The following is a 23,562-nucleotide window of genomic DNA, read 5'->3' as shown; positions in this document are numbered from 1 at the left end:
TGCGCAAGCGTTTAGCGCTGCGCGACGTGTTGGTTATCGTCCGTGGAGGCGCGCTGCGAACCACGCACGCCCATCTCGGCCACTTCCGTTTTCACGAGCGCGCCAGGACGCAGCCGTTGCAGGCCATTGACCACGACGCGATCTCCCGATTTCAGGCCTGAGGTGACGACGCGAAGCCCTTCGACGCTGCCGCCGAGCGTGATCGGGCGATAGAGCGCACGATTGTCCGAGCTTATGACCATCACGAATTTCTTGTCCTGATCGGTGCCGATCGCGCGCTCGTCGACCATGACAAGCGTCTGCTGCTTCGGCTGGCCCATCCGCACCCGCGCGAACTGGCCCGGGATCAGCCGGCCATCGTCATTGTCGAAGGTGGCGCGAACGCGGATGGTGCCGCTCTGGCCGTTGACCTGGTTGTCGATCAGCTGGATGCGCCCCTTGAGGGTGGCGCCCGAAGACGTCGACATCTCTACCGGAATTTGATCGAGTTTGCCGCGCTTGCCGCCGGCATCGGCGATTGAACCGATAGCGCGCAACACGACGTCTTCGTCGGCATCGAAACTGGCGTAGATCGGATTGACCGAAACCAGCGATGTCAACACCGGCGATGAAGTTCCGGCCGCAACGAGATTGCCGACCGTCACCTCGATCTTGCCGACCCGTCCGTCGACGGGCGCGCGCACTTCGGTGTAGCCAAAATTGAGCTTGGCGGTTTGCAGCGTCGCTTCGGCCGCCTTCACATTGGCGATGGCTTCGCGATTTGCGTTGTCGCGCTGATCATAGTCCCGCCGGGTCACGACGTTATTGCCGACAAGCTGCGCGGCGCGTTCGAGCTCGCCAGCGGTGAAGACCACACGCGCCTTGGCGGCTTCAAGCTGGGCCTGGGCCTTGTCGACCTCCGCCGCGTAAGGCGCGGGATCGATCTTGAACAGCAAATCGCCCGCCTTCACCAGTTCCCCCTCGGTGAAATTGGTCGATTGGATCGCACCTGCAACCCGTGGGCGGAGCTCGACCCGGTTGACAGCTTCCAGGCGCCCGGAGAAATCGTCCCACAGGCTGGTCTGGCGCGGCTCGACCACTGCCACCGTGACCGCAACCGCGGGTTCAGCCGCGGCAACGTTTTGGGTCGCCTGGGCGGGATTTTGAAAGTAGCGACCGGTCAGCGTCGAGCCGGCAGCAACAGCGGCGCCCAGGATCACAACGCCGAAGACGATGCTTCGGAATCGACCTGGACGGCGGGTGTCGGAAAAGGGGGGCATTTGCGCGCTCCATAATTGTAGTGTTCGCTACAGATGTGGAGCTGGACGCGGTTTCGCAAGATACTTATGTATCAGACACTACGAAAACTGTAGCCTGAATTCGAGAAACGCGGAAAGCTTAAATAAATCAAATAAAAACAAATAGATAGAGCCGCAGGACGCAGATTCAGACAGACGTCCGGTTCGAGGGAGTAACGAAATGGCCATGGGACGTCCCCGCGAGTTCGACGCCGGATCTGCGTTGGATCAAGCGATGGAAGTGTTTTGGCGGCACGGCTACGAAGGCGCGACCATCGCGCAACTCACCGATGCCATGGGCATCAATCCTCCAAGTCTCTATGCCGCATTCGGCAACAAGGAGGGGTTGCTGAAAGCTGCCCTCGACCGATACTCGGCCAAACGCGCTGCTTGGATGGACGAGGTCTTGGCGGCGCCGTCCGCTCGCGACGTCGCGGAAAGGATGCTGATGGGCATCGCGGACACCCAAACTGATCCTGCCAACCCACCCGGTTGTCTGCTGGTGCAAGGAGGTCTTGCTTGCGGGACGGGCTCGGAGAATGTCCCCTTCGAACTCGCCGCGCGCCGCGCATTGACCGAGGATCAGGTACGCGAGCGTTTCATCCGAGCGAAGCGCGAGGGTGACCTCAAGGAAACCGCCGATCCAGTAGCCTTGGCGCGCTATCTTTCCGCAGTATCCGTAGGCATGGGCGTGATGGCATCATCAGGCGCCGATCGCGAGGCGTTGCGACAAGTGGCGACCGTGTCCGTCAACGCGATTGAACAGCAGTCGACCAACTCCTGAAGGAAGGCCGATTGCGGGGCGCTATCGACGTAACAGCACCGATGGCGAGCGCTTATCGTTGGGGTTGGCGGAAGCCGCTTCGGCGATGGCAGACCGCAGGCTCGCCTGTGGGCTAACCTTGCGAACCGCCGCAATTAGTTCGACTGCGACGGGGCAACCCGCTGATTAAACGCCGTCTAGCAATTTCAATAGCTTGGCGGTTGTTTCCAAATGAGGAAGGCAGCCTTCTCGGAAGGCTCAGTTGCGAAAGGCACACGGGGGCAACGTTGCGCGCGTGCCGACCGCGAAGAGACACTCCCGCACGCAGAATTCCGATAGAGCCCAAGCACTCCATTTAGTCATGCGCACGTCATGCTTTGCTTATAGCCGGTCATATTGACAGCAGATTGCGCCGCTTGTGGAGTTTACGATGCCCGCCTTGTCCGATCTCCCGGTAGTTGGCGCCGCGTTGACCAGCACGACTCTCGCCTTGCACCGCAATTGGATTCTCGAACGACAACGCGACCTCGAGATCCAGGATTTCTTCGAGGCGGAGACGCTCGACGGCGACTGGCGCGCACGCGTTGAGTTGATCCGCAAGCTTCTCGATGGCTATGAAGGCCGGCTCGGCATTCACGGGCCTTTCTGGGGCTTCAAGATCGACAGCCAGGATCCGCTGATCCGCGCGGTCGTCACCAAGCGTTTGCTTCAGGGGCTCGAGGTTTGCGAGGCACTCGGCGCAACACAGATGGTCATCCATTCGCCCTACTCGACCTGGGATTACAACAATCTCGATATTAATCCGGGCGCCCGCACGCGCGTCATCGAGCGGGTCCACGCGACGCTCGGGGATGTTGTGAAACGCGCCGAAGGCTTCGGCTGCGAACTCGTCATTGAAAACATCGAGGATAAGGATCCAATGGACCGCGTTCAGCTCGCGAATAGTTTCGCAAGTCCGGCCGTGCGCGTCTCGCTGGATACCGGCCACGCAAACTACGCGCACGGCTCCACCGGCGCTCCGCCTGCCGATTTCTACGTCGATGCCGCCGGCGACGCACTTGCCCATGTCCATCTCCAGGACACCGATGGCTATGCGGATCGGCACTGGCTTCCCGGTGAAGGCAACATCGGCTGGCCGGCGGTCTTTCGCGCGCTGGGCCGTCTTTCATCCCGTCCGCGCCTGATCATTGAGGTGAAGGACCAGACCAACATCCGCGCAGGCGCAGCGCATCTCGAAGCGTTGGGACTGGTGGTCTGACGCGACGGCCACGCGGCCTGGGGGCGCGTTGCACCCGGGTCTCGTGCGCGGAATATCGGCTCGCTTTGTCTGAGAAGGAGAAGTCCATGATACGCCCCTCCCGCCGTTCGATCGTCGGCCTCGGCGCCGCCGCAGCCGGCACGCTGTTGCTGCCGCGCTTCGCGATTGGCCAGGCTGACAGCCGGCCGACGATCACGATCGCGGTGCAGAAGGTCACCAATTCGAACACCCTCGATGTGCTGCGCGAACAGTCCAACGTCGGGGAACGCGTGTTCTTCTCCTCGCTGTGGGAAGCGCTGATCGGAAAGAACTGGCGCGGCAGCCTGGAAACAGTTCCGGGCCTCGCCACCGAATGGCGCCGCATCGACGACCAGACCGTCGAGTTAAAGCTGCGTCCGGGCGTGAAGTTTCACAATGGCGACGAGATGACGGCCGAGGACGTCGTGTTCAGCTTCGGCCGTGAGCGCATGTTCGGCAGCACCGAGGCCAAGAATCGAACGACGATCAAGGCGTTCGAACAGATCCCGACGCCCCGGCCCGGTAAGGAACTGCCGCCTGAAGTCTCTGCCGCGGCCCGCCGCATCTGGCCGGATCTCCTGCGCGTCGACGCCGTGGATAAATACACGGTGCGCTTCGTCAATGCGACGCCGGATGTAACGCTGGAAGGCCGCCTGTCCCGTTACGGCTCCAACATCCTGAGCCGGCGCGGCTGGGAAGCGGCCGCGAGCTACCTCGACTGGGCGCGCAAGCCGGTCACGACAGGTCCTTACAAGGTTGTCGAGTTCAAACCCGACGTGTCGCTGACGCTGGAGGCCCACGACGAATACTGGGGCGGCCGGCCGCCGCTGAAGCGCATCCGGTTCGTCGAGGTTCCGGAAGTCTCGAGCCGCGTCAACGGACTCATTTCCGGCGACTATCAGTTCGCCTGCGACATTCCGCCGGACCAGATTGTCGACATCGAGAAGAATGCTGGCTTCGAGGTTCAGGGCGGCACGATCCTCAACCACCGCCTGACCGTGTTCGACAAGAATCATCCGCAGCTCGCCAATCCGCTGGTGCGCCGCGCCTTCACCCACGCGATCGACCGCCAGGCAATCGTCGACAGCCTTTGGTCCGGACGCACGCGTGTGCCGCGTGGCCTGCAATGGGAGTACTACGCCGACATGTTCCAGGCCGACTGGACGGTTCCGGAATACGATCCGGCCCTGGCACAGGGTCTCCTGAAGCAGGCGAACTACAAGGGCGACGCGATTCCATACCGGTTGCTCAACAACTACTACACCAACCAGGTGGCGACTGCGCAGATCCTCGTTGAGATGTGGAAGGCCGTCGGACTCAACGTCCAGATCGAGACCAAGGAGAACTGGACCCAGATCATGGAGCGCTCCAACACACGCGCGGTGCGTGACTGGTCCAACTCCGCGCCGTTCAACGATCCGGTTTCTTCCATCGTCGCGCAGCACGGACCGAACGGCCAGCAGCAGCAGATCGGCGAATACGCCAACGCCGAAGTCAATACGCTCTCGGAATTCCTGGAAACCTCGACCGATCGCCCCGCACGCAGGAAGGCCTTCCGCCGCATGCTGGAAATCTGCGAGCGCGAAGACCCCGCTTACACGGTGCTGCATCAGAACGCGGTCTTCACCGCCAAGCCGAAGTCAATCAAATGGAAGGCTGCGCCAGCCTTCGCGATGGATTTCCGCGCCGGCAATTTCGAGGTCTGAAGCCGATGGCGCCGCTGGTCTCGATCGAAAGCCTCACGGTCGCCTTCGATGGCGTAACGGTGTTGCACGGGATCGATCTGCAGGTCGAGCGCGGCGAAGCGCTTGGCCTGGTCGGCGAGTCCGGATCGGGCAAGTCCGTCACCTGGCTCGCCGCCCTTGGTCTTCTGCCAAAGGCCGCGTCGATTGGCGGCCGCGTCAGGCTGGAAGGCGCCGACATCCTCGGCGCCGCGCCGGCCGACCTCGACCGGGTTCGCGGCGGGCAGATCGCCATGATCTTTCAGGATCCGGCAAGCGCGCTCAATCCGGTGCTGTCCATTGGCAGACAGATCGGTGAAAGCCTCGCGCTGCATCGGGGCGTCTCCGGCGCGTCGATCCGGTCCGAAGCCCGGCATCTGCTCGATCTTGTCGGCATTCCCGACCCGGAGCGACGTCTCTCCGCCTACCCGCACGAATTCTCGGGCGGCCAGAATCAGCGCATCGTGATCGCCATGGCGCTCGCCGGAAATCCGGACCTGCTGGTCGCCGACGAACCGACGACGGCGCTCGACGCGACAATTCAGTCCCAGATTCTCGAACTGATCGGCCGTGTCCGGCGGGAAACCGGCATGGCGCTCGTGCTCATCAGTCACGACCTCGGCGTCGTTGCCGAAAATTGCGACCGGGTCGCTGTGATGTATGCGGGCCGCATCGTCGAGGAAGCCGCGGCGGACGAACTGTTCGCCGATCCGCGTCATCCGTATACGCGGGGCCTGACGGGCGCGCTGCCGCCGATCGATGGTCCGCGCCGCCGACTGACCGCCATATCCGGCATGGTACCGAATCCGAAGGCGATGCCGCCCGGCTGCGCATTCGCGCCGCGCTGCGCTTCGTCCGACCGGCTCTGCGAAAACAAGCCGCCGCTTTTGCGCGCAATCGGCGAACGGCGACGGCTCGCCTGCGTGCTGGAGAGCGGTGCGCCGCTGTATTCGCCTCCGTTGGAGGCTGCGGCGGAATGACGGCGCCTCTCGTCAAGGTCGACGCCATCGTCCGCAGCTATCGGATGCGAACCGGCATGTTCGGGCGTGTCACCGACCTGCGCGCGGTCGACGGCGTCTCGCTCGACATCCGGCGCGGCGAAACGCTGGGTCTCGTCGGCGAGTCCGGCTCCGGTAAATCGACCACCGGACGGATGGTTCTCGGGCTCGAAGCGCCCGACAGCGGCTCGGTCGCCTTCGACCAGGCGGCAATGCCGACGACCGGCTCTCCGGCATGGCGTTCACAGCGTGCCCGCATGCAAATGATATTTCAGGACCCGCTCGGGGCACTCGATCGCCGCTGGACGATCGCGAGACAAGTGCGCGAGCCGTTCGACATCCACGCCATCGGCGACGATGCCTCCCGCGCAGCGCGCACCGACGAACTGCTCCTTTCGGTCGGCCTCTCGCACGATCAAGGCCTGCGCTATCCGCACGAGCTCTCCGGCGGGCAGCGGCAACGGGCGGTGATTGCCCGAGCGCTGGCAACGCGGCCGGACTTCCTGGTCTGCGATGAACCAGTCAGCGCGCTCGATGTATCGATCCAGGCTCAGGTCATCAACCTGCTGATCGACCTGCAGGCGGAACTCGGGCTCACCATGCTGTTCATCAGCCACGATTTGCGCGTCGTGCGACAGATCAGCCGGCGGGTCGCGGTGATGTATCTTGGCCGTATCGTTGAGCTCGGCGATGCGGACCACCTCTTCGCCGCCCCGCAGCACCCCTATACGCGCGCGCTGGTCTCCGCATCGCCGGCACCAGGACGGCGCAGCACCGAGCGGATCGTTCTGACCGGCGATCCGCCAAATCCCGCCGCCCGGCCGGCCGGCTGTGCCTTTCACCCGCGCTGTTCTCACGCCTTCGCGCGCTGCCGCGTAGAATCGCCGACGCTCGTCGAGATCACGCCCGATCGCAGCGTCGCCTGTCATCTGATCGATGCCGGGACCGTCCCGGCCGCCGCTTCGGAGGCCGCCGCCTGATGCTACGATTTTTCGCCGTCCGCGTTGCCCGCGCAATGCTCACCATCGCGCTGGTCGTCACCTTTGCCTTTGTCGTGCTGCGCCTTTCCGGTGATCCGGCGCTGATCATCATGGGACCGGAAGCGCCGCCGGAGGTGATCGCCGCCTTCCGCAAGGCCTGGGGATTGGATGACCCGATCTGGATACAATATCTCGACTATTTCGGCGCGATCGCGCGGGGCGAACTCGGCCGCTCGATGCGGGACGGACGACCGGCGATCCAGCTGGTCGCGGAGCGGATTCCGGCGACGCTGGTTCTCACAATTCCAGCGCTGCTCCTCAAGCTTGGCATCGGCATTCCCGCCGGCATCCTGGCCGCGCTTCACCGCGGCAGCGTCATCGACCGCGCGGTGATGGCGGCGGCTGTCGCCGGCTTCACCGTCCCGAGCTTCGTTCTCGGCCTCGTGCTCGTTCTCATCTTCGCCGTACAGCTTGGCTGGTTACCCTCTGGCGGTCAGGACAGCTGGCGACATGCCATCCTGCCCATCATCACGCTCGGTATCGGCGGCGCTGCGGTACTGGCGCGATTTACCCGCAGCGCGATGCTGGAGGTGCTTGGTCAGCCCTACGTGCGGACCGCGTCGGCCAAGGGCGTCGCATGGCGCGCGGTCGTCACCCGGCATGCGCTGCCAAATGCGGCGATCCCAACCGTGACGATCGTCGGCTTCATGGTGGGGACGTTGATCGCCGGAGCCGTCGTCGTCGAAAGCGTATTTTCCTGGCCCGGCGTTGGCAGGCTGCTGGTGGTCGCAGTGGCCAACCGCGATCTCGCGGTGGTCCAATGTGTTCTGCTGCTGGTAGCTGCGACGATGGTCGCCTCGAACCTCGCCGTCGATTTCCTCTACGGATTCCTCGATCCGAGGCTGCGGACCGGAACACCGGCGGGAGCGCATTGAGATGGCCGACCTGTCGCTTCCGCAGCAGCGCGCCGCCCGTCGACGTCTCTCGCTGCCGAAAATTCCGACTTCGGTGGTGGTGGCGGTTGTCTGGATTCTCGCAATCCTTGTCGTCGCACTGCTTGCGGACCAGATCGCGCCCTACAGCCTGACCCGCATGGACCTGAAGAACCGGCTGTCGATGCCCGGCAATGCGGCGCATTGGCTTGGAACCGACGAACTCGGCCGCGACGTGCTCTCGCGCCTGCTATTCTCGATCCGGATTTCGTTGCTGATCGCCTTCGGCGCGACGACGATTTCCGCCGTGCTGGGCACATTGCTCGGCTTCCTGGCGGCGCATTTCCGCGGCCTGATCGAACAGATCGTGCTCATGCTGGCTGACTTTCAGGCCAGCATGCCGTTCCTGATCCTGGCGCTGGCCGTGCTGGCCTTCTTCGGCAGTTCGTTGCAGCTCCTCGTGTGTCTCATGGGGCTCTATGGTTGGGAGCGGTACGCGCGGATTGCGCGCGGCCTTGCCATCTCGGCTGCGGCGCAGGGCTATGCGGGAGCGATCCGGCAACTCGGCGCGACGCCTTCCAGGATCTATTTCCGGCACATTCTCCCCAACATCGCCTCGACCCTGATCGTCTCGATGACGCTCGTATTCCCCGAAGTGATTCTGCTCGAGTCCGGCCTGTCGTTTCTGGGCCTCGGCGTGCAGCCGCCGATGACCAGCCTCGGCAACATGGTCGGCTATGCCCGCGAATATCTTGGCCGCGCGCCGTGCATCATGCTTGCCCCGGCCACGACCATCGTCCTGACCACCCTCGCCGTCTCGATCATCGGCGACTGGCTGCGCGACAAGCTTGATCCAACCATGAAATAGCCCCGCTCCCATTTCGGATATCGTCATGCCCCATCCCATCGTCGTCACCGTCATTTGCGACGGCCACAGGCCAGATTTTGTCTCTGACGAGACGACGCCGCACATGGCGCGCCTCAAGCGTGCGGGAACGTGGTTTGGGAATCACCGGGGAATTTTTCCATCGGCCACCCGCGCCTCGTCTGCCTCGATCGCCACCGGCTCATGGCCTCGGTCGCATGGCCTGCGCGGAAACACCGTCGCCCTGCCCATGGCCGGCGGTCATGAGGTCCATGACGCCGGCAAACCAGAGTTCTACGATGCCTATCACGATCACTTCGGCCGCCTGTTGGCGCGCCGATCATTGGCCGAACGCGTGGCACCTCTCAACGGCGCCGTCCTGTGCTCCAACGTCTCGCCCGGAGCGGCGTACTTTCATGATTCATACGGTCATGGAACCTTGCTGCATCGTGAGCTGTCTTATGCTCCGGGACGCCAGCCTCTCAAGGAGACGATCGATGCGCCGCCCGGAAGCATCGGCGATGCCTTGCTGGCAGATCACTTTCTTGCCGTTCTCGCTTCGAATCCGCCTTCGACCGCAACTTTGTGGTTATCCGAACCCGACAAGACGATGCACGCGTTCCCACTTGGTTCGCCGGAGCATTTCCTCGCCCTGCGTGCGGTCGATGATCATGTCGGCGCGGTTGCCCGGGCCGTCGAACGGCTACAGGACAAGGGCCACGACGTTCTCTTTTTGATAGGTTCCGATCACGGACATGAATCCGTGACAGAAACAATTCCGGTAGAGCGCCGACTGTTCGAGGCCGGATTCAAGACCTCGCTCGAAAGTTCCGAAATTGTCGTCGCGCCGCAGGGCTCATCCGCCTTCATTCATTTTGGCGGCAGCTCACTGTCGTGCCGCGCCGAGGTCGCCTCCTGGCTCAGCGGACAGCCTTGGGCAGGCCGCATCATCTCCGGCGAAGACCTTGCCGAACTGGGCCAGATCCCCGGCGACGATCTGCTTGCCGTTGATATGGCGAAGAGCTCGGGCTCAAACCGCAACGGCGTTCCCGGCCTGACCGCCATGGCGGTGCGGTTTTCCGAGCAGGAGGACGCGATCCGTCGAGATTGCGGTATGCATGGCGGCTTGGGCGCTTACGAAACGCAGCCAACGCTGATCGCGGTAGGACGTGGCTTTGAGGCCGGTGCGTCGATCACGAAAACGAGCCGCATCATCGACATTGCTCCGACAGCACTGGCCCATCTCGATCTTCCTTTGGACGAGCTCGACGGAACTGCGCTGCAGAAGTGGCCGTAGCCGGTGCACCCATCGTGCACACGCTCGCGCCACCGTTAAGCGCGCGCTCCCCCCAAATTGCGCCAACGCAAACGCACGTTAGCCCGACCTAGATCAACCAGCTTTCGCTAGCGGCATAGTGTCAGATATGTAGCCGCGACCAAGTCTCGGTGCTCGTTGTTTCGAAGCACAACACATCATTTCGATTGGTTGTCCGATTTACTCGCAGTAATACCCTGTTCTACGATGAGGACTGGTTGCGGCCGGAGGGGCCACTTTTCCGGATCATGCTCTAATAAAATCAATGGCCCTCCTGAATTTTCCTCTTCCGTTCACCCATTGAAGCGCTGAGGAATTTCCTGCGTTCAGAATGCCACCGCTCCCGCATTGCGTCCTGCCGCAGAAGCTGCACAAGCAAACCTGGGGCGGGCTGATCGTCTCGCATCATGATCGCGAGACCGCACCTCGCGAGGAACCGCGCGGCCCTATCGCAACTGTTACCGGCGCAATGCGGTGAGATTCGGCACGATCTATTGTCCGCGAGCTGCTATGCTTGGCGGCGTCGTTGCGACACGTCCTGCTGTCTTTAGGACCGGAAATGAGTTTGGGATGTGGATCGATTCCAGGTGAAGGCGTCCTCGGTCGCCAAGGCTTCTGCGTGAGAGAGTGCTCCACGCCGCCGAGGAGCGAGCTAGCCGCTGTGGTAACGCGCAGCCATCCCGCCACCCTAAGCAGGCGTACAGACACCGAATAGATTTCAGGACGGTCGCTGGGACATCATTGAGGCCGCTTTGGCAATGAGCCACTTTCGCTCTTCTTCCGAATATTGATCCCATGGTCGTAACGAGTGCTCAAACAGCTGGGCTAACTCGTCAAACTGCTCGCGGGCATTGAGCAGCTCAAGTAGCTCTGAAATTTCTGGATCAATATTGTTCACGGGAAAATCTCGAAGGCGCGCAATCGCCATCGCGCCTGATCGCAGATCGATATGAGCGTAAAAAGACGATTTCAGCGCAAACTTGTGAAACGAGCGCGGCTTCTTTGTGAGTAGACCGCCAAATAGCTGGTGAACCTTGTTCGCAAAGTAATCAGTCGTGACCGGCGGCAAGCGGGTCGCGCAGAAAAAAATTCACGTCAGATCCCAAACACCCAGATCGCTACGATGGTGCCCAGCGTCGCTAGCCCGCTGATGGTCCATCCGGTTGCGTAGGAAATTTGGTCGTCGCCGGTGCCGCGCATCGCGTCGGGGCCGGTGCTTGCTGACCGCCACTGCATGGCATTGCTCCACGAAGCCTGCCTGCAGGGATAACGTCGGTCCGGGTTCCCGGTTCCGTTCTATTTTGGCGGCCGTCGGAGAGACGGCACGCTCTTGTGCGATCAGGCGAAGGAAAGCCGGCGTGCGTCGGAAGGCGCAATTTCGTTTTCGTCGCCGACAATGATGGTGACTTTCCACCCCTCGCTGGCCCAGACCCGCGCTTTGGCAACCGCCACCAGCATGCTGCTTCGTTCCATCCTGACGGTCTCGTCCTTGCGTTCCGCCACGATTCTGTACGCCATGCCACACCCCCTACGCACGTAGAACTACTGGGGAACGATGTTCGGTTACCGCTTTGTCCGCAATTGGCCGACAATTTGTCCAATCGGGGGCATGGTTAACGTCGGGTTAAGGGTGCAAAAGCGGCTTTGGGGGTCCTCTTTGGCCCCTATTTGGCGGCTTTTCGCACGTCAAGCGCCGGTTTTGTCACGCCATCCAGCCCGGTCAGGATCAGGACGGTCAAAAGCGCGTTCTGCGGGCCGTACCAGGCGTTAACCGGCTTGTACCATTCGTTGCGCGAGTGCCAGTTGCCGCCCTCCCCGCCGCCGCCGATGGTGACGGCCGGGATGCCGAGCGACATCGCGATGTTGGAGTCGGTCGAGGAGCCGGCAAAGGTCGGCCGCGGCCCGCGGGTGACGGCCGAGACCGCGCGCTGGGTCGCCAGCACGATCGGGGAATCCATTGCGACGATGCCCGCCGGCCGGTCGCCGATCAGCTTGGCCTCCATCGTCATCTTGTCCGATTTCCAGCGCGCGTTTTCATCCGCCACCGCCTCCTTGACGAGGTCGAGCAGCCGCGCCTCGAGCTTGAGCAGTTCGTCGGTCGAGTTCGAGCGCATGTCGACGGCCATCCGCGCTTCGGCGGCGATGGCGTTGACCGAGGTGCCGCCGGTCACGGTGCCGACGGTAAAGGTGGTCTTGGGATTGGATGGCGGCTGCAGTTCCGAGATTTTCGCAATCGCCCGGCCCATCGCGTGCGTCGCGCTCGGCAATCCGAACTCCTGGAACGAGTGCCCGCCGGGTCCTCTGAAGGTGAACTCGTAGCGATGGCTGCCGGTCGCCTGGTTGACGACGCGGGTGATGCCGAGCCCGTCGATCGAGATGAAGCCGTCGATATCGGTGTGATCGCGGAACAGCGCCTTGACGCCGCGCAGATTGCCGAGTTCTTCCTCGCCGACCGTGCCGACGAACATGATGTCGCCGACGGTCGCGATCTGGTTTTCGTTCATCACCTTGATCAGCGACAGCATCGTGGCAAGCCCGCGCGAATCGTCGCCGATGCCTGGCGCTACAATCGCGCCGTCCTTTTCCTTCACGGTGACGTCGGTGCCTTCGGGAAACACCGTGTCGAGATGCGCCGACACCACGAGCTTCGGCCGGCCGCCGCCGCTGCCCTTGCGCAGCGCGATCACATTGCCTTCGCTGTCGATCGACGCATCCTTGAAGCCGAGTTCCTGCATCCGCTTCTGATAATATTCGGCGCGGATTTTTTCCTTGAACGGCGGCGCCGGAATTTCGGTGATGCGCTTCTGCTCGGCAAAGGCCCGCTCGTCGTCGGCCTTGATGTCGTCGAGCGTCTTGACGATTTTGGGATGGGCGAGAATGGCTTCCAGGTCGGGCGCGGAAGCCGGCTGAGCGAGAGCCTGCTGCACCAGCGCATGCTGCGCGACGGCGGCAAAGGCGATGGCCAGGATCGATCGAGTGAGTGTCATCAAAAAATCTCCGTTTGCAGGATTCATCCTGCGCTTAAGCCCGCATCCTTCAGCCGGCCTGCGAACCAGTTGGACAAGGCCTGGTCGAAGACGCCGCTGGTATAGACTTCCGACGTTGTGACCTGCGTCTTGCCGAGCGTCAGCAGCACGCCGATCCAGTAGGCGAACCACAGATGCGGATCGGTCAGCGCCCGCAGCTTGTGCTGGTCATGCTCGAGCGGCTGATGATTGGCCGATTTCCGCACCTCGACCGCGAGCAGATTGTTGGGAATGGCGCGCTGGTGCACCACGATGTCGGGATAGATGGATTTGGCGAGGTGATCGTCGGTCGAGACGATCGTTCCGTGCGGCAGCCGCAGCGTGCGATCTCCCAGCCGGTCGTATTCGCAATCGATCTCCCAGCCCGGGAACTGCTTTTCGAACTGAACGGCCAGCCGGTGCGTCAGCGCGCGCTCGCCGGCCTCCTTTTCGAGCAGAAAGGCTTCGCACGCGTAAAACTCGTGAAGTGCGGTGATGACCTTGTTCAGTTCGGTCTGCATGACGCCTCCCACAAGTCCCGCCGTCATTGCGAGCCAACGGGGCGGCGCTTCGCGCCGACCCGTTGGCTCGCAATAACGATCTCATTGTTAGCGGAATTTCCGGCTAGCTCAAACGTCGAACAATGATTCCCTTACATCTGCACTTCGATCAGCCGCGGTCCCGGTTCGGCAACGGCATCCGCCAGCGCGTTGACGAAATCGTCGACATTGTCGACCGCGCGGCCCGGCACGCCCATGCCCTTGGCGAGCGAAACAAAGTCGATGGTCGGGCGGTCGATCCTGAGCATGTCGAGCGCCCGCTGGCCTGGTTCGCCCGCGCCGACGCCGTCGAACTCACCACGCAAGATCTGGTAGATCCGATTGGCAAATACAATCGTGACGACGTTGAGGCCTTCGCGCGCCTGCGTCCACAGCGATTGCAGCGTGTACATCGCGCTGCCGTCGCCGACCATGCAGATGACTTTACGATCGGGACACGCTACCGCAGCACCGGTCGCGACCGGGGTCGAGAAGCCGATCGAACCGCCCATGTTCTGCAGCCAGTCGTGCGGGGCGGCGGCAGCCGTCGGCGGAAAGAAGCCGCGGCCGGTGGTGACGGATTCGTCGACCACGATAGCGTTTTCCGGGATCGCCATCGCGATTGCCTGCGCGATCGAGGCATGCGTCAGCGCGCCGGTCGGCTTGGCGAGTTCAACCAGCTTCTGCGGCTGCCGGTCGGCTGGCTGCGCGTGAAGCGCGCCCGCCAGCGCTTCCAGCGCAGCTACGGAGTTTTCGGCGCCCGAGGTCATGCGATGCACTTCGCAGCCCTGCGGTTTGAGCATGCTCGGCTTGTTCGGATAGGCGAAGAACGCGACGGGATCGTTGGCCTCGACCAGCACGATGTTCTTGAAGTCCTTCAGGATCGGCAGCGCCTGCTCGATCACGTAAGGGATGCGGTCGATCGCGAACCGGCCCTTGCCGCGCGCCATGCGCGGATTGTAGGTCTGGCCCATCACCTTGCAGCCGGTCTTGCCCGCGATCTGGGCGGCCAGCGCCAGCCCGTGCTCGGTGAGCGCGCTGCCGGTCATCAGCAGCAGCGTCGACGCGCCGCCGTTGCGCAGCACCTTCGCGGCATGGTCCACGGCCTGCGCGGAATAATTGGCGCGCTGGCTTTCCGCGGGCATCGGCGCAATACCGTCGGCCTCGTTCCAGGCGGTATCGGCGGGCAGGATCAGGGTAGCGATCTGCGCCGGTGCGCTTTTGGCCGCGGCGATCGCGGCGGCGCCGTCGGCGGAAACGGATTTCGCATCCGGCGAGGTCCGCACCCAGGACGACATCGGCCGCGCCAGCCCTTCGATGTCTGATGTCAGCGGGGCGTTATAGCCGATGTGATAGGTCGCGTGCTGGCCGACGATGTTGACGATGCCGGAGTTGGCCTTCTTGGCGTTGTGCAGATTGGCCAGGCCGTTGGCGAGGCCGGGCCCGAGATGCAGCAGGGTCGAAGCCGGCGTGCCCTTCATGCGGTAATAGCCGTCGGCGGCGCCCGTCACCACGCCCTCGAACAGGCCGAGTACGCAGCGCATCCCCTCGACCCGGTCCAGTGCGGCGACGAAATGCATCTCCGAGGTGCCGGGATTGGTAAAGCAGACATCCACGCCGCCCGCGACCAATGTCCGCACCAGACTTTCCGCACCGTTCATGGTCTCGTTCCCCTTTGCGACGCTTTTCGTGAGCCGCTCACGATCAATCATTCTTCACACGTTTCGTCAAAGGTTTAGCCGCACAATGCAGCCATCGCCTGGGGCATGTTGCCTTTTTTAACCGCAGTGTTTGAAAATGGCTGTGGTCACGGGCTCGTTGCTTGCACGATCGCCGCAATTATGGCCTGTCTCCTGCATATTGAGATTTTTTCGCGAGGAAGAAAAAGATGATCAGGGCTTTTGCTTTGCTGTCTGCGGCGCTCACCCTGCTGGCGGGGGCCAGTCAGGCGCAGGCCCAAGGCTTCTTCCAAGACTTCGACTCACGCGACATTATGGGCGGTGGCCCCGGTTTCTTCCGGCCCGGCATGCCCAGCGGATCGAGCCCGATCCCGCGCACCACCGTGATGTTTAACGGCGGTTACGCGCCCGGCACGATCTACATCAACACCGCCGAGCGCCGGCTCTATCTCGTGCTTTCCAATGGCCAGGCGATCCGCTACGGCATCGGCGTCGGCCGCGACGGCTTCCGCTGGAGTGGAACCCACCGCATTTCCGCGAAAAAGGAATGGCCGAGTTGGACGCCGCCGGCCCAGATGCTGCGGCGGCGGCCCGACCTGCCGCGCCACATGTCGGGCGGCATCGACAATCCGCTCGGCGCGCGGGCGATGTATCTGGGATCGACGCTCTACCGCATCCACGGCTCCAACGAGCCCGAGACGATCGGACAGGCGGTTTCCTCCGGATGCTTCCGCATGACCAATGAGGACGTCACCGATCTCTACAGCCGCGTCCGCGTCGGCACCCCGGTCATCGTCAGGAATTAGGCCGAACCGGCGTGACCATGCACGCAAGCGCGTGATCGAGGCTTTCAAGCCTTGCACGCGCGCGCCGATTGCTGCAGCGTCATTTGAATGCGCACGCCCCGCCGATTCCTGTACCGATGGACGCTCGCGGCGGCCCTGAGCGCCGCAGCGCTCGGCGAAATCCTGACGCCGTGCGCGGCCTTCGCGGACATACCGGCCATCGCGCAGCGCCAGCGCACCGAGAAAAAGATCTTCACCGACAACGAGATCGTCGAAGGCTTTCTCAAGATCGCGTTCGGCGCCGAATACCATCTCGCCGGCCGCGTCGACCGCATCCGCAAATATGACGGGCCGGTGCGGGTGTTTGCCGACGGCACCCGGACCGACCGCAAGGCGCAGCTCGCAAAAATCGTGGGCGACATCGCCGCGCGCGTTCAGCATCTCGACATCGCCATGGCCGGCAGCCTCGAAGACGCCAATGTGCAGGTCAAGCTGGTGCGCGACCGCGATCTCGGCCGCACCATCGCGACCTTCTACGGCAACGAACGCGCGAAAGAGATTCGCTCCTCGCTCGACCCGCAATGCCTGTCGGGCTTTCGCAAGAACGAGAAGTTCGAAATCGAGCATTCCGACGTGATCCTCACCGTCGACAATGGCGACTTCGTCTTCTTCGACTGCGCCTATGAGGAATTGCTGCAATCGCTGGGACCGATCAACGATACCGCGAGCGTGCCCTGGACCATGTTCAACGACAATGTGTCGATGGGCTATTTCGACGTCTACGACCAGTATCTCCTCAACCTTCTCTATGATCCCAGGATCAAGCCCGGCATGACCGTGCAGGAGGTCAAGGCGGTGCTGCCGGACGTGCTGGCCGACGTGCGTGCCTGGGTGCGCAAGGTCAACAACCTGCCGTAAGTGGCGGGCCGCCGCGACGGCTGCTACGCGGCCTCGGGCCATCCACCGCTCTCTCCCCGTCATTGCGAGCGAAGCGAAGCAATCCATGTTTCAGCGTACGCGGACAGATGGATTGCTTCGCGGAGCCTGTCATCGGGCCCGCATTCGCGCGACCCGTTGGCTCGCAATGACGGCGGAGAATTTCCTGTCGGAATAAAACCAGGGACAGCCTTGGCGACATCCTTCGCCGCCCTCCGCGAGCGCCCCTTGCGTGACAGCTGAAGGTCCGGCGCCCCTCGCTATCCACCTTTTCCCAACAACAACGCAAAGTTTTATTTGCAAAACATTGTGACTTCCGGGAGCAAATCCTGTCTAATAGGATTTATGGGCGCTTCCTATAAGTCTTTCAAATGAACGACCTGCCACGTATCCAGGCCCTGCGCTGCTTCATCACCGTGGCCCGCGAGGGCACGGTTTCTCGCGCGGCCACCTTACTGCATCTGACCCAGCCCGCCGTCAGCCTGCAATTGAAGGGGCTAGAGGAAAGCACCGGCTTGCTGCTTTTCAACCGTACGCCGGGCGGCTTTACGCTGACCGAAGCGGGCGCCGCCTTGCTGCCGCTGGCGCACCGGACGGTATCGGCCTCGGCGGAGTTCAGGACGGCGGCAGATTCGTTGCGAGAATCGCTGCGGACAACGCTGCGCGTCGGCACGATCCTGGATCCGGAGTCGATCCGGCTGGGTCCGTTCGTGCGAAGCCTCGCCACTTCCTCAAAGAAGACCGAAGTCTTCCTCCGCTACGGCCTGAGCGACGACGTGCTGACGCAGATCGGCAAGGGGGAACTCGACGTCGGATACTATATCGATGCCACGCCCCCCGAATGCCTTGCATCGGGGATACTGCCCGAACGCACCATCGACGATGGCAAGTTCTGGCTCACCGCACTGACGCGCTACGACTACCGCGTGATCGCTCCTCGCCAATGGAGCGACAAGGTGCTGGGAAAGGGTTGGGCCGGCCTCATCGACCTGCCCTGGATTACGACGCCGCATGCCTCGGCGCATCGCAGGCTGATCGATGACGTCTTCCGGCCACTGGGGTCATTGCCGAAACGCGTCGCCTTCGCCGAACACGAAGACGCCATGATCGAGTTCGTCGAAGCCGGCAACGGCCTCAGCCTCGCCCGCGACTGCGTGCTCGACCGCATCACGCGCACCCGGAATTTTGTGATTGCCGACAAGGTGGCGCTGACCTGCGACCTCAGCTTCGCCTGCCTGACGTCGCGGCGTCACGAGCCGATGATCGCGCAGGCCTTCGCGGCCATGCAGGCGGTATGGGACCTGAAGCCGGGCGGCGCGGCGCCTGCGCCGATCGACGCGGCAAGATCGCGGAAAAGCGCCCGGAGGTAGCCCGGATCGGCTCAGATTTTGGCCGGGTCAGATTTGGCCGGGTCAGACTTGCCATCGCAGATCGATTTCAGCGATCGCCATTCCTCTGATGTCAGCAGCGGCGGCCCGCTGGCCTGCCGGTCTTCCCGGCCCATCCGCGCCAGCCGGTCTTCGCTCAGGGGATGGGTGGAGATGATGGAGAGGCCCTTGCTCCCCTTTCCGGTGACCCGAAGCAGCAATTCCCCGGTCGGCTTCGCCGGCCGTCCCAGCCGGTGCATGACGTCGATGGCAAAATCGTCGGCATTGGTCTCAGCCTCCCGCGAATGCGACGACGTCACTAGCGTGCGCGAGCCGAAGATCAGCGCGCTGGAGCCGGTGATGTCGCCGAACAGCAGTCCGATCAGGAACGAGGTGCTGCCGTCGCGGATCAGTCCACGCATGCTGTCGCGATGCTTGAGATGGCCGAGTTCATGGGCCAGCACGCCCGCGATTTCGTCGGCGTTGTCGGCCTTCGCCAGCAATCCATCGAACAGATAGACCTTGCCGCCCGGCAGCGCGAACGCATTGGGAATCGGGCTCGACAGCACGCCCGCCTGCACCGAGGTGTCGAAGCCGGCGGATTCGCGAATTGAAGTGACGAGCTTGACGAAAGCCTTCTGCCCGGCGGCATTGTCGCAAACCTTGGCATTGAACATCGTCTTGATCTGGCTGTCGGCGACCTCGCCGAGCCGCCGTTCGAACGCTTCGGGCACCAGCGGCGTGAGACGATCGGCGATCAGCGGAAGTCCGAACAGCACCACGGCCACGATCGAAGCCGCGGCCGCGAGCGACCAGCCGACAATGATGGCCACGCCGCGGCGGCCGGGCGTGTTTTCATCCAGTTTGGCGCAGCGTGAGACCAGCTCGGCCGCAAGCGCGTTGTCGCGAACCTCCAGCCGCGCCAGCGCAGGCGCGCTCAGGCAGCCGAGGCGCAGCATGCCCGAGGGGCTGTCGGCGCGGCGGATGTCGGCATAGTCCCATGCCGCCAGCGTTTGTTCGTGTTCGCTGATTTCGAGCCGGTCGGAGAAATGCAGCGCAACCGCGCGGCGCCGGCTCGACGCTCCGTCGAAATAGGTCGCCGCATTGGGAGGCTTCGAAATCTCCGGCGCGTCGCTATCCATGGTCATCACGCCTTACGGTTAGAATCCGCCGACATCGAGACCGTCGGCAAACCCTTCGCCGAGCGCGTTGGCCAGATCGCCCCGCGCCGCAACATTGGCGGCAGCCTCGATACCGCTGATATTGACCGAACCCAACACGGTCACCCAGAGATCACGCGTCAGATAGACCCGCATCACCACATTGAGCGCCATCGCGAATACCAGATAGCCCAGACCAGCCAGCACCAGCAGCGGAATGCTCCTCATCGATTCCGGCGTCTTGAAAAACTCCATCAATCCCGCGCCGCTCATGCTGGCGACCAGCACCGCGCACAGGGCCAGATAGACTGCGAAGACAAGCCCGAGCAGGGCCATCCAGCCGATCACTTTCCAGTACAGCCCGATCAATGCGCTCTTCGGCAGCGACGATTCCACATGCACGCCGCCGAACCGGATGCCGGACAGCCACCAGCGCCATTCGATGGCCTTGTAGCCTGCGTAAACAAAGGGGGCGATCGGGCTGATATAGAGTGCGATCGGGGTGAGCAGCCACAGCCACCAGCCGCGCTTGAAGAACTCCCAGCCGCGCCCCTCAAAACTGCCCTGCAGGTCGCCGTAATGGGAATGGCGCATCTTGTAGCGTTCGAGTGCCGCTGCCCGCCATGGCAGGATCAGCCCGAGCGTGAGGATCATCAGCAGGCCCCACAGCGAGGCCTGCAAGGCATAGAGCCAGCCCGAGCCGGTCATCCAGAAGCGCACGCCGCGCCATACCGTTCGCGTCAGGCGGTAGCGCCGCGCGCGGTAGATCGCAAACTGCCCGAACAGATAGAAGAAGGCGATCAGCGGAATGCTGGCGAACGCCTGATAATGCTCGGCCTCAAGGCCGATGAGAAAATAACCGAGATAGATCGGCACCAGGATCGCGAGCGCGACCAGGAATCCGATCAGCAGCTCCTTGCCGCGGCCGGTATATTCGGCGGCATCGCCATCGACCAGCGTGTTGGACCAGAGATGGCGGCGGATGTCGGTGAGAAGCCAGAACCGATAGAAGCCGAGAGTGACGAGCTCCAACGCCGCACCGCGCTTGGCCAGATCGAAGAACTCGCCGCGTTTGCCGGAAAACGCCACCGGCATCGGCGGCGGCACCGGTGAAGGCGGCGGTGGCGGCACCTGCGGGGGCCAGCTCATCTCGTTCATGGTTCAACTCCGGCGCGAGGGTGCCGGATCAGACCACAAATTTGTCGGCGGATGTGTGACCCAGGTCCCACACGTGGAGCGTTTTCGAACGAATTGGATAATCAGGAATCGAGAGCTCCGGTTCTGATTCAACCAGAACCGGTGCTCTACGCCGTTTTCTCGAACAATTCCCGCCCGATCAGCATGCGGCGGATTTCGCTGGTGCCGGCGCCGATCTCGTAGAGTTTGGCGTCGCGCAGCAGCCGGCCTGTCGGATAGTCGTTGATATAGCCGTTGCCGCCGAGCAGCTGGATGGCGTCGAGCGCGCATTGGGTGGCTTTTTCCGCCGCGTACAGAATCGCGCCGGCCGCGTCCTCGCGCGTGGTCTCGCTGCGGTCGCAGGCCTTTGCCACCGCGTACACATAGGCGCGTGACGCGTTCATCGTGGTGTACATGTCGGCGATCTTGCCCTGCACCAGTTGAAACGTGCCGATCGGCTCGCCGAACTGCTTGCGCTCGTGCACGTAAGGCAGCACGACGTCCATGCAGGCCTGCATGATGCCGATCGGCCCCGCCGCCAGCACCGCGCGCTCGTAGTCGAGGCCGGACATCAGCACGTTGACGCCGCGGCCGACCTCGCTGAGCACGTTCTCTTCCGGGACTTCGCAATCCTCGAACACGAGTTCGCAGGTGTCGGAGCCGCGCATGCCAAGCTTGTCGAGCTTTTGCGCGGTGGAAAATCCCTTCATGCCCTTTTCGACGATGAAGGCGGTCATGCCGCGCGGGCCGGCCTCGGGATTGGTCTTGGCGTAGACCACCAGCGTATCGGCCTGCGGGCCGTTGGTGATCCACATCTTGTTGCCGTTGAGCACAAAGCGGTCGCCCTTCTTGTCGGCGCGGGTCTTCATCGACACCACGTCAGAGCCGGCGCCGGGCTCCGACATCGCCAGCGAGCCGACGTGTTCGCCCGAGATCAGTTTTGGCAGGTATTTGCGCTTCTGTGCCTCGCTGCCGTTGCGGCGGATCTGGTTGACGCAGAGGTTGGAATGCGCCCCATACGACAGGCCGACCGAGGCTGACGCCCGCGACATTTCCTCTACCGCAATGCAGTGCTCGAGATAACCTAAGCCCGTGCCGCCATACTCCTCCTCGACCGTAATCCCATGCAGGCCGAGCGATCCTATTTTGGGCCAGAGGTCGCGCGGAAACTGGTTGCTGCGGTCGATTTCGGCGGCGCGCGGCGCGATTTCGTTCTGCGAAAACGCATGTACCGTCTCGCGGATCGCATCCGCGGTCTCGCCGAGATCGAAGTTGAACATCCGATGGGCGTTGGGGATCATGGTCGCCTCCCGGCGAATTAAACGTTGTTTCAAACAGACTTAATCTTCGGAAATGCGCTTGTCACGAGGCGAATGGCCCGCGCCCGGGCCGGTGTCGATGCGGCCAAATGCACCCAACTCGTCCTTGCGCCGGCGCACGGCTCGGGATGTAATAGGGTAAAACATCACCCCTCCGGCATGCTTCGGCGGGGGAACAGTCAGGGAGGTGCTCATGCACGGAACCATCGATCTCGCCGGAGATTCCCATCTGCGTGCCGCGCGCGAGCGGGCTCAGTCGATTCCGCTCGGTGATTTCGACGTCAGCCATCCGGAGCTGTTCAAGACCGACTCGTTCTGGCCGTATTTCGACCGGCTGCGCCGGGAAGACCCGGTGCACTACTGCAAGGACAGCATGTTCGGGCCGTATTGGTCGGTGACCAAATACAACGACATCATGGACATCGAGACCAACCACGCGGTGTTCTCGTCGGCGGCCTCGCTCGGCGGCATCACCATCCGCGACATCGCGCCGGACCTGCGCCGCGAAAGCTTCATCGCCATGGACCAGCCGCGCCATTCCGCGCAGCGCAAGACGGTGGCGCCGATGTTCACGCCGACCCATCTCGATCAGCTTGCGATCAACATCCGCAAGCGCTCCGCCGAATGCCTTGACAACCTTCCAAAGAACGAGGTGTTCGACTGGGTCGACCAGGTTTCGATCGAGCTCACCACGCAGATGCTCGCGGTGCTGTTCGACTTCCCCTGGGAAGACCGCCGCAAGCTGACGCGCTGGTCCGATATCGCCACCACCCTTCCCGGCCCCGGCGGCCTCGTCGCGTCAGAGGAAGAACGCCAGGCCGAACTGATGGAATGCGCGACCTATTTCGCCCGCCTCTGGAAGGAGCGTATCAGCCAGCCGCCGAAGAGCGACCTGCTGTCGATGATGGCGCATAGCGATGCTACGCGCGACATGGACCCGAAGAACTTCCTCGGCAATCTGATCCTGCTGATCGTCGGCGGCAACGACACCACCCGCAACACGCTGTCGGGCAGCATCTACGCACTGAACAAGAATCCGGACCAGTATCGCAAGCTGCGCGACAATCCGGAGCTGATCGACAGTTTCGTGCCGGAAGTGATCCGCTGGCAGACGCCGCTGGCCCACATGCGCCGCACCGCACTCGCTGACATCGAGTTCCGCGGCAAACAGATCAAGAAGGGTGACAAGGTCGTGATGTGGTACGTCTCGGGCAACCGCGACGAGGACGTGATCGAACGTCCCTATGACTTCATCATCGACCGTGCCCGGCCGCGCACCCACGTTTCCTTCGGCTTTGGCATCCACCGTTGCGTCGGAATCCGGCTGGCCGAGCTACAACTAAAGATTATCTGGGAAGAGATTCTCAAGCGATTCGAGAATATTGAGGTGGTCGCCGAACCCAAGCGGGTGTATTCGAGTTTTGTCAAAGGCTACGAGACCCTGCCGGTCCGGATCGCCGGCTAAACCT

At 62.9% G+C, this 23,562-nt stretch carries 22 protein-coding genes; 12 read left to right on the top strand and 10 right to left on the bottom strand.

The window, feature by feature from the left end; translation table 11 throughout:
- Positions 1–11: 11 nt before the first annotated feature.
- The gene (locus V1286_RS02820) at positions 12–1,259 is read right to left on the bottom strand and encodes an efflux RND transporter periplasmic adaptor subunit (protein ID WP_334477432.1); all 1,248 of its coding nucleotides are present in this window, start codon (positions 1,257–1,259) and stop codon (positions 12–14) included.
- 199 nt (positions 1,260–1,458) lie between these two features.
- Between V1286_RS02820 and V1286_RS02815 the strand changes: the two genes are divergently transcribed.
- From V1286_RS02815 to V1286_RS02780, 8 genes are all read left to right on the top strand, one after another.
- Positions 1,459–2,061, top strand: a complete 603-nt coding sequence (locus V1286_RS02815) for a TetR/AcrR family transcriptional regulator (RefSeq protein ID WP_108522931.1) — start codon at positions 1,459–1,461, stop codon at positions 2,059–2,061.
- A 418-nt stretch (positions 2,062–2,479) separates the two neighbouring features.
- Entirely contained in the window at positions 2,480–3,298 is an 819-nt protein-coding gene (locus V1286_RS02810) for a sugar phosphate isomerase/epimerase family protein (RefSeq protein WP_334489511.1), read from the top strand.
- An 86-nt stretch (positions 3,299–3,384) separates the two neighbouring features.
- The gene (locus V1286_RS02805) at positions 3,385–5,022 is read left to right on the top strand and encodes an ABC transporter substrate-binding protein (protein ID WP_334477431.1); all 1,638 of its coding nucleotides are present in this window, start codon (positions 3,385–3,387) and stop codon (positions 5,020–5,022) included.
- A 5-nt stretch (positions 5,023–5,027) separates the two neighbouring features.
- Positions 5,028–6,017 carry an ABC transporter ATP-binding protein gene (locus V1286_RS02800; protein ID WP_334477430.1) on the top strand — a complete coding sequence of 330 codons (990 nt, stop codon included), beginning with the start codon at positions 5,028–5,030 and terminating at the stop codon, positions 6,015–6,017.
- Complete coding sequence (locus V1286_RS02795; protein ID WP_334477429.1) at positions 6,014–7,015, top strand: ABC transporter ATP-binding protein; 1,002 nt, start codon at positions 6,014–6,016, stop codon at positions 7,013–7,015. The genes V1286_RS02800 and V1286_RS02795 overlap by 4 nt, the downstream gene beginning before the upstream one ends.
- Positions 7,015–7,950, top strand: a complete 936-nt coding sequence (locus tag V1286_RS02790) for an ABC transporter permease (protein WP_334477428.1) — start codon at positions 7,015–7,017, stop codon at positions 7,948–7,950. Before V1286_RS02795 ends, V1286_RS02790 begins: the two co-directional genes overlap by 1 nt.
- Before the next feature lies 1 nt (position 7,951).
- Positions 7,952–8,815 carry an ABC transporter permease gene (locus V1286_RS02785; RefSeq protein WP_334477427.1) on the top strand — a complete coding sequence of 288 codons (864 nt, stop codon included), beginning with the start codon at positions 7,952–7,954 and terminating at the stop codon, positions 8,813–8,815.
- A gap of 25 nt (positions 8,816–8,840) precedes the next feature.
- Positions 8,841–10,109, top strand: coding sequence for an alkaline phosphatase family protein (locus tag V1286_RS02780; protein ID WP_334477426.1), 1,269 nt, complete (start codon positions 8,841–8,843; stop codon positions 10,107–10,109).
- A gap of 736 nt (positions 10,110–10,845) precedes the next feature.
- Here V1286_RS02780 and V1286_RS02775 read toward each other — a convergent pair.
- The 6 genes from V1286_RS02775 to V1286_RS02750 form a co-directional block, all read right to left on the bottom strand.
- Positions 10,846–11,196: a hypothetical protein gene (locus tag V1286_RS02775; protein WP_334477425.1), complete on the bottom strand. Its 351-nt coding sequence runs from the start codon at positions 11,194–11,196 to the stop codon at positions 10,846–10,848.
- Positions 11,197–11,222: 26 nt separating this feature from the next.
- A complete protein-coding gene (locus tag V1286_RS02770; protein ID WP_334477424.1) occupies positions 11,223–11,363 on the bottom strand; it encodes a hypothetical protein in 141 nt (46 codons plus the stop codon).
- Between the two features lie 102 nt (positions 11,364–11,465).
- Entirely contained in the window at positions 11,466–11,645 is a 180-nt protein-coding gene (locus tag V1286_RS02765; protein WP_108522933.1) for a hypothetical protein, read from the bottom strand.
- A gap of 146 nt (positions 11,646–11,791) precedes the next feature.
- Positions 11,792–13,114 (bottom strand): M20/M25/M40 family metallo-hydrolase, encoded by a 1,323-nt coding sequence (locus tag V1286_RS02760; RefSeq protein WP_334477423.1) that lies wholly within the window; start codon positions 13,112–13,114, stop codon positions 11,792–11,794.
- A 23-nt stretch (positions 13,115–13,137) separates the two neighbouring features.
- Positions 13,138–13,653 (bottom strand): hypothetical protein, encoded by a 516-nt coding sequence (locus tag V1286_RS02755; RefSeq protein WP_334477421.1) that lies wholly within the window; start codon positions 13,651–13,653, stop codon positions 13,138–13,140.
- A 131-nt stretch (positions 13,654–13,784) separates the two neighbouring features.
- Positions 13,785–15,332: an acetolactate synthase large subunit gene (locus V1286_RS02750; protein ID WP_334477419.1), complete on the bottom strand. Its 1,548-nt coding sequence runs from the start codon at positions 15,330–15,332 to the stop codon at positions 13,785–13,787.
- Positions 15,333–15,559: 227 nt separating this feature from the next.
- Here V1286_RS02750 and V1286_RS02745 point away from each other — a divergent pair, with 227 nt between their 5' ends.
- The 3 genes from V1286_RS02745 to V1286_RS02735 all read left to right on the top strand — a co-directional run bounded on the left by V1286_RS02745 (position 15,560) and on the right by V1286_RS02735 (position 18,441).
- Positions 15,560–16,156 (top strand): L,D-transpeptidase, encoded by a 597-nt coding sequence (locus V1286_RS02745; RefSeq protein WP_334477418.1) that lies wholly within the window; start codon positions 15,560–15,562, stop codon positions 16,154–16,156.
- Between the two features lie 87 nt (positions 16,157–16,243).
- A complete protein-coding gene (locus tag V1286_RS02740; RefSeq protein ID WP_334477416.1) occupies positions 16,244–17,053 on the top strand; it encodes a DUF2927 domain-containing protein in 810 nt (269 codons plus the stop codon).
- A 389-nt stretch (positions 17,054–17,442) separates the two neighbouring features.
- Entirely contained in the window at positions 17,443–18,441 is a 999-nt protein-coding gene (locus V1286_RS02735; protein ID WP_334477415.1) for a LysR family transcriptional regulator, read from the top strand.
- A gap of 11 nt (positions 18,442–18,452) precedes the next feature.
- On the opposite strand, the gene V1286_RS02730 is transcribed toward V1286_RS02735, so the two are convergent.
- From V1286_RS02730 to V1286_RS02720, 3 genes are all read right to left on the bottom strand, one after another.
- Positions 18,453–19,580 carry a M48 family metallopeptidase gene (locus V1286_RS02730; RefSeq protein ID WP_334477413.1) on the bottom strand — a complete coding sequence of 376 codons (1,128 nt, stop codon included), beginning with the start codon at positions 19,578–19,580 and terminating at the stop codon, positions 18,453–18,455.
- 18 nt (positions 19,581–19,598) lie between these two features.
- Positions 19,599–20,756 carry a DUF898 family protein gene (locus tag V1286_RS02725; RefSeq protein WP_334477412.1) on the bottom strand — a complete coding sequence of 386 codons (1,158 nt, stop codon included), beginning with the start codon at positions 20,754–20,756 and terminating at the stop codon, positions 19,599–19,601.
- A 146-nt stretch (positions 20,757–20,902) separates the two neighbouring features.
- Entirely contained in the window at positions 20,903–22,075 is a 1,173-nt protein-coding gene (locus V1286_RS02720; protein ID WP_334477411.1) for an isovaleryl-CoA dehydrogenase, read from the bottom strand.
- 211 nt (positions 22,076–22,286) lie between these two features.
- On the opposite strand from V1286_RS02720, the gene V1286_RS02715 reads away from it, so the two are divergent.
- Positions 22,287–23,558: a cytochrome P450 gene (locus V1286_RS02715; protein ID WP_334477409.1), complete on the top strand. Its 1,272-nt coding sequence runs from the start codon at positions 22,287–22,289 to the stop codon at positions 23,556–23,558.
- The last annotated feature ends 4 nt before the right edge of the window (positions 23,559–23,562 follow it).

Source organism: Bradyrhizobium algeriense, from assembly GCF_036924595.1.
Classification (GTDB): domain Bacteria; phylum Pseudomonadota; class Alphaproteobacteria; order Rhizobiales; family Xanthobacteraceae; genus Bradyrhizobium; species Bradyrhizobium algeriense.
Note: the sequence above shows the minus strand (reverse complement) of the source record. Positions and strands in the feature narration are given on the sequence as shown.

Coding starts and splice junctions, on each gene's coding strand:
- V1286_RS02820 (WP_334477432.1), bottom strand. CDS start 1,259: ATGCCCCCCTTTTCCGACACCCGCCGTCCAGGTCGATTCCGAAGCATC.
- V1286_RS02815 (WP_108522931.1), top strand. CDS start 1,459: ATGGCCATGGGACGTCCCCGCGAGTTCGACGCCGGATCTGCGTTGGAT.
- V1286_RS02805 (WP_334477431.1), top strand. CDS start 3,385: ATGATACGCCCCTCCCGCCGTTCGATCGTCGGCCTCGGCGCCGCCGCA.
- V1286_RS02800 (WP_334477430.1), top strand. CDS start 5,028: ATGGCGCCGCTGGTCTCGATCGAAAGCCTCACGGTCGCCTTCGATGGC.
- V1286_RS02795 (WP_334477429.1), top strand. CDS start 6,014: ATGACGGCGCCTCTCGTCAAGGTCGACGCCATCGTCCGCAGCTATCGG.
- V1286_RS02790 (WP_334477428.1), top strand. CDS start 7,015: ATGCTACGATTTTTCGCCGTCCGCGTTGCCCGCGCAATGCTCACCATC.
- V1286_RS02785 (WP_334477427.1), top strand. CDS start 7,952: ATGGCCGACCTGTCGCTTCCGCAGCAGCGCGCCGCCCGTCGACGTCTC.
- V1286_RS02780 (WP_334477426.1), top strand. CDS start 8,841: ATGCCCCATCCCATCGTCGTCACCGTCATTTGCGACGGCCACAGGCCA.
- V1286_RS02770 (WP_334477424.1), bottom strand. CDS start 11,363: ATGCAGTGGCGGTCAGCAAGCACCGGCCCCGACGCGATGCGCGGCACC.
- V1286_RS02765 (WP_108522933.1), bottom strand. CDS start 11,645: ATGGCGTACAGAATCGTGGCGGAACGCAAGGACGAGACCGTCAGGATG.
- V1286_RS02760 (WP_334477423.1), bottom strand. CDS start 13,114: ATGACACTCACTCGATCGATCCTGGCCATCGCCTTTGCCGCCGTCGCG.
- V1286_RS02755 (WP_334477421.1), bottom strand. CDS start 13,653: ATGCAGACCGAACTGAACAAGGTCATCACCGCACTTCACGAGTTTTAC.
- V1286_RS02750 (WP_334477419.1), bottom strand. CDS start 15,332: ATGAACGGTGCGGAAAGTCTGGTGCGGACATTGGTCGCGGGCGGCGTG.
- V1286_RS02745 (WP_334477418.1), top strand. CDS start 15,560: ATGATCAGGGCTTTTGCTTTGCTGTCTGCGGCGCTCACCCTGCTGGCG.
- V1286_RS02740 (WP_334477416.1), top strand. CDS start 16,244: ATGCGCACGCCCCGCCGATTCCTGTACCGATGGACGCTCGCGGCGGCC.
- V1286_RS02735 (WP_334477415.1), top strand. CDS start 17,443: ATGAACGACCTGCCACGTATCCAGGCCCTGCGCTGCTTCATCACCGTG.
- V1286_RS02730 (WP_334477413.1), bottom strand. CDS start 19,580: ATGGATAGCGACGCGCCGGAGATTTCGAAGCCTCCCAATGCGGCGACC.
- V1286_RS02725 (WP_334477412.1), bottom strand. CDS start 20,756: ATGAACGAGATGAGCTGGCCCCCGCAGGTGCCGCCACCGCCGCCTTCA.
- V1286_RS02720 (WP_334477411.1), bottom strand. CDS start 22,075: ATGATCCCCAACGCCCATCGGATGTTCAACTTCGATCTCGGCGAGACC.
- V1286_RS02715 (WP_334477409.1), top strand. CDS start 22,287: ATGCACGGAACCATCGATCTCGCCGGAGATTCCCATCTGCGTGCCGCG.